We start from the raw sequence: 9,126 nt of genomic DNA on the forward strand, positions 1-9,126 counted from the left end.
TTATACCAAACATTTGTTCTTGAATGAAGGTTCAGGAAGCTTTTTCTAAAAAACAAGGAATAAGACCTATGAAGACCTGTCCATTCACCCCCTCCTTATCGTTTTCACGCTTGAAGAAGGGGTACTCCGGACACCCTTGATAGATGCATTCTTAACTTGGAAGATAATACTATATCTTTACCCGATTACATTTCTTCTTATTCCTACTTAGCACTTATTATAATAAGTGTCTCTCCTCACTTAGAAGAGATTAATCCTCCAAAATCTGTTAATACTATAAATAAACTAAAAAACTTTTAACATAGAGAATTTTTTAAAGAGGAGTATACATATGATTTTTGTCTATAACTGTTATGGAGGAACACACTCATCAGTCCTGGCTGCTGCTTATCATTTAAAGAAATTACCCGAAGATCGTGAGCCTACAAAAGAAGAAGTATTACATGTTGATATTTTTAATAAATTAACGCATAAAGATATGGGAAAATTAATTTTTCACGGAAAAGACGAAAATCAGCATTCTGTTTATACGATTGGTAGAGGCAGATCAAAAGCTCTTATCCCTGCCTTAAAAAATTTAAGTGTAGTGCTTCAGGCCCCTCATAAAGAAAAAGAGCGGATTATTTTTTCAAATACTTCTCCTACTGTCCCGATCGCTATGACAATTGGAGGTTTTTTCTCGCGAGGATTAAAAATAGATGCAATTGGTGTTCCCTTATTAGTCATTGGAGCCAAACAAGCTCACTTCGACCTTATCAGGCTTGTCCATCACACAAAAATGTTGGGCACTAAAATGGATGATTCTGTGAAAATTTTAGATAATAAAACATTTAAATAGCATTTAACTATGATTAAAGCGAGGGATAAGTATTGACATTTCCAATTATTCATACAAACATTTGGGATGCAGTAATCGCGGTACCAATTATTATGATTATTACTCAATGTTTTAAATTTTTGCCTATTAAACGATACATTATCCCTTCCATTGCCGTTACCGTTGGACTTGTAATCTCTGTTTTTTTCAGTCACAAAGATAATCTATATGCAGGTATTTTCATGGGCTTTTTCTATGGATATGCGGCTATAGGCAATTATGCATCTTTAAAAACATCTCTTCGTGCACTCAAAAAGAAGAGACAACAAAAACAAAATTTTTTATAAAAGCCGAAAAAGAAGAAGAAATAAAGACAGAACAATTAAGGGGGAAATTTAATTCTATCCTAATCTCTTCTAATCATTTCAGTCACACCCATTTCACGACTGTAAAATAGTATATTAAAGCAATTAATTTTATGTGAATAATGTATAAAATTATTAAAGAATGTTTTCTAATAAACTCCTTGCACAAAAAAGAAGTATCAGCAATACATCTCTTTTAGCAAGTCCCATCGTATCAGCAACCACAACAGCTCCTCTCTGGATAAGCCACTCTTTCTTCAAATTTTTTGAAGGAGTTTCTATATTTAATCAGAAAATTTTAATTTTTAAAATTATTATGAGATAATCACAATATACTATCAACCATAAGGAAGTGAAGCAGATGAAAGTTTTGAAAAAAACATTGCGTGTCGTGTTTTATTCTAACCTTGCAGTCATTGGCGCTCTTATATTGCTTCCTGCCTTAATGATTACAGGTGATCTAGAAACGGTTCGAGAATTTATTGAATTTCTAAATAAAGATTAACTTACAAAGAGGAAATCCAGTAACAATACTGTTCTTCAAGTGATTTTTTTACGAAAGGGTAATCTATATCGTCAAAAGCCGACTTTCTAATGAAAGAAAGTCGGCTTTTCAATTCACTCATACGGTTTAAGAAATCCCTTTAACGCTTTGAACTAATCTCTCACTAACTGGTGCAGCTGGACGGCCAAGAAGCTTTTTAAAATCGCTGTTCTCAATCTCTAGTGTGCCTTCTCGAATGTCTTTCTGGATGTTAACAAGAAATGGAATGAGGAAATCTGGTACGCCGACAACTTTCATAATGTCTGCATACGCAGCATCATCAACGTGCTGCACCGATACTTCTTTACCTAATACAGTGCCAAGTACAGCCGCAAATTCCTCCTGCGTTAATAACTTGCCAGAAAGCTCGTAGATTGTATTTTCGTGCCCTTCACTAGATAACACTGCTGCTGCCTCTGCATAATCTTGCTGCAGTGCCCAGCCGACTTTTCCGCTTCCTGCCGAAGTCACCCATGGCGCTCCTGATAATACACATAGTAAGGCTTTTGAGTTTTAAATGCTCTAACCCATAAAGGTATCAAATATAAAATAAAAGACCTTTTTCAATCAAGTTATCCATTCCATTGTTTCGCTTCCAAGTACAGCATTTGAATAAATTTCCTTGTGTTAATTCTAATATGGGAAGAACCAACTTCCCGCTTGTCCTGTAATTCCATCATCTTTTTTCGAACTTGTTCATAATCAAAAAACTTTGATGCATATTTTTCAAATGTTGGATTTGTATAATCAGTCAACCCAAGCGAAGCAATATGAATGAGTGCTTGATGAATAGCACGTCTAACACGTTGTTCAGATGCTTTAATTTCACGATTAATATCTTCTGACTTTGCTTTTGTCTCCAAGCGTTTTGAAATGATACATTCAAAAATATCTTTGAGCGATGAAAAGGCGTCTTCTGACTTTGTTTCATTTTCATGCTGAAATAGGTAGACTAACATATCCAATAAGTCTTTGCTACCACTCTCCCCAATAATCCCTAACTCGGACAGTAGTACTTTCCCAGAAGTGACAATGCTTTTATCTATATATAGATTTTCATGTTTTTTTGGCGCATTAAATATACTTAATGATTTTTGAATATTGTAAATGGACTTTTCCAACAAAACGCGTTCATTTACTTTTTGCAGAACATTTAACACTTCCAACTGATTAATTGGCTTAGTAATATAATACTCAATTCCAAGAGAATAAGCTTCCCCAACTAGCTCCTTTGATTCAACTTGTGAAATCATAACCACTTTTCCGTTAAAAGAAGACCCTAAATCTCGAACTGTTTCAATCCCATCACGGCTTGGCATTAATAAATCAATTAATAAAATATCAACTTTTTTGACTTGAAGTAAATCTGCATCTATGTCTGATCCATCATCTCTTTCATCTACAACTTCGCCCAAGTCCCCATCTTCTATTATTTCCGCTAGCATTTCCCGAATTGCCGGATCATCATCTACAATAAAATAACGCATAACGTTTATCCTTTCTGTACCAAGCTTTCAACAGGTAACTTTATAATAAAAGTAGTCCGTTTACTACCTGTACCGTTATTTAATTTTATTGTTCCTCCCATGCTTTCAACAAGTTCTTTTACATACGATAGCCCTATACCTGTAGAAGGCCGCCCTGATAAATCATACTTTGTTGTATAACCATGTCGAAAAATGGATTCTTTCTTTTTTTCCGGAATACCTGGACCATTGTCCATAACTTGAAATTCAACATATTGATCGTGTCGATAACTTGAAATTGTAATAATTCCTGAATCTTTAATCGCTTCCACCGCATTTGAGACAAGATTGTTCAATAATGATAACACAGTATAAATATGATAAGAAGAATGATCACCCTTCAAATCGAGACGAAACTGAATGTTTTTTCCTAACAAGTCAGAATATTTCTCGTTTGATTTAACAATAATATCCCCTACCTCTTTCATACTCCAATAATCATTAAAATTTTCATTAGATATTAAATTTGATAAGCCGGCATAAATTCTTTGATTGCCTTTTTTTATTTCGTGAACTTGACCAGTAATATTTAATGTGTCTTTTGCAAATTTCTGTTCTGAACGGGATTTCAACTTACGATATAACTGATAACAGTCTCTTGTAATATCCTCTGCATGTTGCATTGATTTCTTTAACTGAATCGTTTCTGCGTATAAATTTGAAATTAACATGAGCATATGTTCATTTTTTTGTCGCTGCTGCTCTTCTGCTAGCTTCGCTTTACGGAAAATAAGAATGTTAAAAAAGCCAAGAACAAAGAAACTTCGAATAAAGGCTATCTCAATAATTAAAATGATGGTTGAAAAATTTATAAGTTCCCCTGACACTGAGTATCTTAATGAAATTTCAACCATACTAGCTAAAATTTCAAGTAGAATACCTAATATTCCAACCCATATTGGACGATTATAAAAATGGTGTATCTTCATCACACCAAACATAACACCATATGTAAAGTAATAAAAAAAGACAGGGAAATGCATCGCTAACGCCTCATCCCATATTACCTTGTCTCCAGTAACCCCTTCTAACAAAATTCGAAAAAGCACAACAAAAACTCCAACTAATAAGCCGGCTAATACCCGATTCATTTTTCTTAACCATAATAAAAAAAAGAAAAAAATAGGGGTTCCGAAGCTAACTCGAAAGTCTCCTTCAAAAGGGTAAAAACTCAACTCACCTGCCAATGGTACTGCTATTAACATCATTATAAAAATTGTAATTTTTTCCTTGAACACTTTATACACTTCCTGCATTTTTCTTATCACTATATATTTTATGGAACACTCCATCTAAATTCTACTATTAAAATCCTTTAAAATCATTATTTATCGAACTTTCAAATAATTTTTATGTTTTTTATTGTTGGTTTCTGTATGTTTTAGTAGGATTGCGCTTACAATTCATTTAAATCAATTATAAGGAGGTCAATCAAAAATGAAAAACAACCTGGTATTTCAAATTTTCCTTGGATTTGTGACTGCAATTATTCTAGGTGCAATCATAGGACCTGATATTAAAGTAGTACAACCACTTGGAGATCTTTTTTTAAGATTAATTAAGTTCATTATCGTACCATTGGTATTTTCATCTTTAGTTGTAGGTGTTGCAAGTACCGGTAACCTTAAAGAGCTAGGACAGTTAAGTGTAAAAACAGTCAGTTATTATTTACTGACAACAGCTATCGCAATATCTATTGGTTTATTTATTGGAAGTGTTCTTTCCCCTGGTAAAGGCTTAGAAATTTCTGTTTCACCACAGGAGATAGAATCACAAGAAACACCAGGAATTGTAGATACAATGCTTAATATCGTTCCAACTAACCCATTAGCTGGCCTCATTGAAGGAAATATGCTGCAAATTATCTTTTTTGCAATTTTTCTTGGAATAGGAATTACAATGGTTGGTGAAAAAACAAAGCCATTATACAACGTGTTTGAACAACTCGCAGAAGTAATGTATAAAATTACAGCTGTTGTCATGCGCTTCGCTCCAATCGGTATTTTTGGCTTGATAGCACCTACAGTCGGAGAATATGGTCTTTCAGTATTACTCCCTTTATTAAAAGTGATTTTAGCCTTAGCAATAGGTTCATTAATCCATACCATTGTTGTCTTTTCCATTACAGTAAAAACTTTAGGCAAAATGAGTCCATTAACATTTTTTAGAGGAATTATGCCAGCATGCTTAGTTGCTTTTAGTACATCGAGCAGCTCAGGAACCCTTCCGATGACCATTAAATGTACAGAAGAAAACTTAAAAGTACCACGAAAAATTAGTAGTTTTGTGCTGCCGCTTGGGGCGACGATCAATATGAATGGAACTGCACTTTATCAAGGTGTTTGTGCACTGTTTGTAGCTCAATTTTTTGGAATCGATTTAACGTTTACACAGCAAATAACGATTGTATTAACAGCAACTCTTGCTTCAATTGGGACTGCGGGAGTTCCGAGTGCAGGATTAATTATGTTAACAATGGTTATGACGTCTGTTGGATTACCTCTTGAAGGAATTGCGTTCCTTGCTGGAATTGATCGTATTCTCGATATGATTCGGACAACTGTTAATGTAATAGGTGACGCTGCTGCCGCAGTTGTTGTGAGCAGCAAAGAAAGAGACTTACAAACTAATAAATCATCCTTAACAGCCTGAAGAGAAAGTTCTCAAAATGAACTATATAAGTTCAATCAGAATTTTTAGCATGTTTTTAAAAATATAATGGTTTATGTAGGGAGAATGACAATACTCAAGCAGTTAAGCAACCAATTTTTAATTCACGTTTATATTGAAGCAATGGCATTAAAACTTGATTCTAGTTTTATTTCTTTATTTGAAGAAGAAATAAAGAGAAGAAATTTATCATTAATACGGTTTGAAACTGGTGAATGGACATATGAAATATAAATGATTTCATGCCCAATAAATAAATTTAACTTATATACACCGCTTATGACCTGTCACAACTAAAGTTCACATCGGTATCGCGATAATTTAATAAGAAAAGGTGATCAAAATGATAGATAGCAAGCAGTTTCGAATTGAGAAAGACTTTTTAGGGGAAAAAGAAGTACCCTACGATGCCTATTACGGAATCCAAACATTACGTGCAGTCGAAAACTTTCCTATTACAGGATACCGTGTTCATGAATCACTTATTTATGCCATTGCGTTAGTAAAAAAAGCAGCTGCACAGGCTAATATAGCGACAGAACATCTCTCGCCCTATTTTGGTCATGCAATTATAGAAGCTGCCGATGAAATCCTTTCTGGTAAGCTTCACGATCAGTTTATCGTTGATCCCATTCAAGGTGGTGCCGGAACATCACTAAATATGAACGCCAATGAAGTGATCGCAAATCGAGCTCTTGAACTTTTAGGAAAAGAAAAGGGTAACTATGCTTATTTAAGTCCAAACAGTCACATCAATATGGCACAGTCTACAAATGATGTATTTCCAACTACGATTCATATTGCTGCCTTAAATATGCTAAAGAAACTCCTTAATGTGATGCGTTATATGGCATCTGTCTTCAGTGAAAGGGCACAAAGTTTTGATCACATTATTAAAATGGGTCGGACACATCTGCAGGATGCCGTGCCCATTCGACTTGGTCAAGAATTTGAGAGCTACCACCGCATGATTTTGCGCGACATTAAACGAATTGCACGTACACATGAGCATTTATATGAAGTGAATATGGGGGCAACTGCGGTCGGCACCGGATTAAACGCTGATCCGAAATATATTGAAGCTGTCGTCGGTTATCTTTCAGAGTTTAGCGGACTGCCATTAACAGGAGCGGAACACCTTGTCGATGCCACACAAAATACAGACGCCTACACGGAATTATCATCGGCTTTAAAAATTAGTATGGTGAACATGTCGAAAATTGCAAATGATCTGCGCTTTATGGCATCAGGTCCCCGTACTGGTCTTAATGAAATTCACTTACCTTCCCGTCAACCGGGTTCATCAATTATGCCTGGAAAGGTGAATCCTGTTATGGCTGAAGTCATTAACCAAATTGCCTTTCATGTGATGGGAAATGACCAGACTATAAGCCTCGCCTCTGAAGCAGGACAGTTTGAGCTCAATGTTATGGAACCTGTTCTTGTCTTTAACCTGCTTCAATCGATTCATATGATGACAAACGGCTTCCAAGTTTTTACCGATTACTGTGTAGCTGGTATTGAGGCAAATGAAAAGCTTTTAAAAGAAAACGTTGAAAAAAGTGTTGGGGTGATTACGGCTCTCAATCCACATATTGGCTATGAACAATCAGCACAACTTGCACGTGAAGCAATAACATCAGGGAAATCAGTACGTGAAATGTGTCTTGCATCCAATATACTTTCAAATGAAGAACTCAATATTATTTTAGATAGCTATGAAATGACACATCCAGGAATTGCTGGAGCTCGTTTAAACGAAAAGGAGCTTGTTTAATAATGGAAAGGATGGAGAAAAACATAAAATCATTACGTGATGAAGCACTTGCCATGCACAAAGCCAAACAAGGAAAACTAGAAGTAAATGCGAAGGTACCTGTCCAAAATGCAAAAGACTTAAGCCTTGCCTATTCCCTTGGTGTGGCAGAACCTTGTAAAGAGATCTATAAAGACCGAAACAGTGTTTATGATTATACAATGAAAGGCAACACGGTAGCTGTTGTATCAGACGGTACGGCTGTGTTAGGACTTGGAAATATCGGTCCTGAAGCAGCCCTTCCAGTAATGGAGGGAAAAGCCGTGTTATTTAAAAGCTTTACAGGTATTGATGCATTCCCACTCTGCTTAAAGACAACAAATGTTGATGAAATTATCGAAACAGTTAAACGGCTTGAACCAACTTTTGGTGGTATTAACTTGGAAGATATCGCTGCACCAAGATGCTTTGAAATTGAAGAACGTTTTAAAATAAGAAACGAATATTCCTATTTTTCATGATGACCAGCACGGAACAGCGATTGTAACATTAGCCGGCCTTGTGAATGCGTTAAAGTTAGTCAACAAAACAATGACTTCCATTAAAGTTGTAGTAAATGGAGCGGGCGCTGCCGGAGTAGCCATCATAAAACTTTTACATCAGTTCGGTGCACATGATATCATCCTTTGCGACACAAAAGGAGCTATTTTTGAAGGCCGCTCGTACGGCATGAATCACATTAAAGATGAAATAGCTTCTATTACTAATATCGATCACCAAGAAGGAACATTACAAGACGTCATAAAAGGAGCAGACGTATTTATTGGGGTCTCGTCTGCAGGGGCCCTTACTAAAGAAATGGTGGAATTAATGAATGATGAGGCGATCATTTTTGCGATGGCAAATCCAATTCCTGAAATTATGCCTGGTGAAGCAAAAGAAGCTGGCGCGAAAGTCATCGGTACAGGACGTTCAGATCTACCTAATCAAGTTAATAACGTGTTAGCTTTCCCAGGCATTTTCCGCGGCGCCCTAGATGTTCGTGCAACACATATTAATGAAGAAATGAAAAGAGCTGCTGTCCACGCGATTGCTTCTCTCGTATCAGCTGATGATCTTTCTCCAGAGTACGTCATCCCTGCCCCATTTGATGAGCGTGTTGCTCCGGCCGTTGCAAGGGCAGTTGCCAAGGCAGCTATGGAATCCGGAGCAGCTAAGCAAATGATACAAATAGAAAATGCAGCAAGTGAAATATCACTTATTTAAATGGAAATATTCCCTATTATTGTTCATTTATAATGCAGATTGTGAAAAAGTAAAAGAGGCTGGGACATAACTAGCTTCAAATAATGAAAAAAGAGAAATTGCGGACGCAATTTCTCTTTTTTCATTATTATGCCTTATATCAGTTGTTGTTGGCTGTGAATTTTCTTAAATTCACAGCCATT

Annotated in this window: 8 protein-coding genes and 2 pseudogenes; 7 read left to right on the top strand and 3 right to left on the bottom strand. The window is 35.9% G+C overall.

Features of this window, described 5'->3' with window-relative positions; translation table 11 throughout:
* The first annotated feature begins 331 nt into the window (after positions 1-331).
* From DS031_RS22980 to DS031_RS23915, 3 genes are all read left to right on the top strand, one after another.
* Positions 332-838 (top strand): DUF3189 family protein, encoded by a 507-nt coding sequence (locus tag DS031_RS22980; RefSeq protein WP_113808499.1) that lies wholly within the window; start codon positions 332-334, stop codon positions 836-838.
* Positions 839-870: 32 nt separating this feature from the next.
* On the top strand, positions 871-1,164 hold the full coding sequence (locus DS031_RS22985; protein WP_113808500.1) for a hypothetical protein: 294 nt from the start codon (positions 871-873) through the stop codon (positions 1,162-1,164).
* Positions 1,165-1,543: 379 nt separating this feature from the next.
* The gene (locus tag DS031_RS23915; protein WP_181833298.1) at positions 1,544-1,687 is read left to right on the top strand and encodes a hypothetical protein; all 144 of its coding nucleotides are present in this window, start codon (positions 1,544-1,546) and stop codon (positions 1,685-1,687) included.
* A 126-nt stretch (positions 1,688-1,813) separates the two neighbouring features.
* On the opposite strand, the pseudogene DS031_RS22990 reads toward DS031_RS23915, so the two are convergent.
* The 3 genes and pseudogenes from DS031_RS22990 to DS031_RS23000 form a co-directional block, all read right to left on the bottom strand.
* A pseudogene (locus tag DS031_RS22990) lies at positions 1,814-2,218 on the bottom strand (Rossmann-fold NAD(P)-binding domain-containing protein); the annotation flags it as partial.
* Positions 2,219-2,298: 80 nt separating this feature from the next.
* Positions 2,299-3,213 (bottom strand): response regulator, encoded by a 915-nt coding sequence (locus DS031_RS22995; RefSeq protein WP_113808501.1) that lies wholly within the window; start codon positions 3,211-3,213, stop codon positions 2,299-2,301.
* A 5-nt stretch (positions 3,214-3,218) separates the two neighbouring features.
* The gene (locus DS031_RS23000) at positions 3,219-4,490 is read right to left on the bottom strand and encodes an ATP-binding protein (RefSeq protein ID WP_245947635.1); all 1,272 of its coding nucleotides are present in this window, start codon (positions 4,488-4,490) and stop codon (positions 3,219-3,221) included.
* Between the two features lie 199 nt (positions 4,491-4,689).
* Here DS031_RS23000 and DS031_RS23005 point away from each other — a divergent pair, with 199 nt between their 5' ends.
* From DS031_RS23005 to ystJ, 4 genes and pseudogenes are all read left to right on the top strand, one after another.
* Positions 4,690-5,904, top strand: coding sequence for a dicarboxylate/amino acid:cation symporter (locus DS031_RS23005; RefSeq protein ID WP_113808503.1), 1,215 nt, complete (start codon positions 4,690-4,692; stop codon positions 5,902-5,904).
* 84 nt (positions 5,905-5,988) lie between these two features.
* Positions 5,989-6,156 (top strand): sporulation histidine kinase inhibitor Sda, encoded by a 168-nt coding sequence (sda, locus tag DS031_RS23010; protein ID WP_113808504.1) that lies wholly within the window; start codon positions 5,989-5,991, stop codon positions 6,154-6,156.
* A 109-nt stretch (positions 6,157-6,265) separates the two neighbouring features.
* Entirely contained in the window at positions 6,266-7,699 is a 1,434-nt protein-coding gene (aspA, locus tag DS031_RS23015; RefSeq protein ID WP_113808505.1) for an aspartate ammonia-lyase, read from the top strand.
* Positions 7,700-7,710: 11 nt separating this feature from the next.
* Positions 7,711-8,944 (top strand): annotated as a pseudogene (gene ystJ, locus DS031_RS23020) (NADP-dependent malic enzyme).
* The last annotated feature ends 182 nt before the right edge of the window (positions 8,945-9,126 follow it).

The organism is Bacillus taeanensis, from assembly GCF_003318295.1.
GTDB lineage: Bacteria > Bacillota > Bacilli > Bacillales > UBA6769 > Maribacillus > Maribacillus taeanensis.

What these genes read in the sequence shown, in the direction of transcription:
- DS031_RS22980 (WP_113808499.1), top strand. Translation starts at nt 332, where the DNA reads ATGATTTTTGTCTATAACTGTTATGGAGGAACACACTCATCAGTCCTG.
- DS031_RS23915 (WP_181833298.1), top strand. Translation starts at nt 1,544, where the DNA reads ATGAAAGTTTTGAAAAAAACATTGCGTGTCGTGTTTTATTCTAACCTT.
- DS031_RS22995 (WP_113808501.1), bottom strand. Translation starts at nt 3,213, where the DNA reads ATGCGTTATTTTATTGTAGATGATGATCCGGCAATTCGGGAAATGCTA.
- DS031_RS23005 (WP_113808503.1), top strand. Translation starts at nt 4,690, where the DNA reads ATGAAAAACAACCTGGTATTTCAAATTTTCCTTGGATTTGTGACTGCA.
- sda (WP_113808504.1), top strand. Translation starts at nt 5,989, where the DNA reads ATGACAATACTCAAGCAGTTAAGCAACCAATTTTTAATTCACGTTTAT.
- aspA (WP_113808505.1), top strand. Translation starts at nt 6,266, where the DNA reads ATGATAGATAGCAAGCAGTTTCGAATTGAGAAAGACTTTTTAGGGGAA.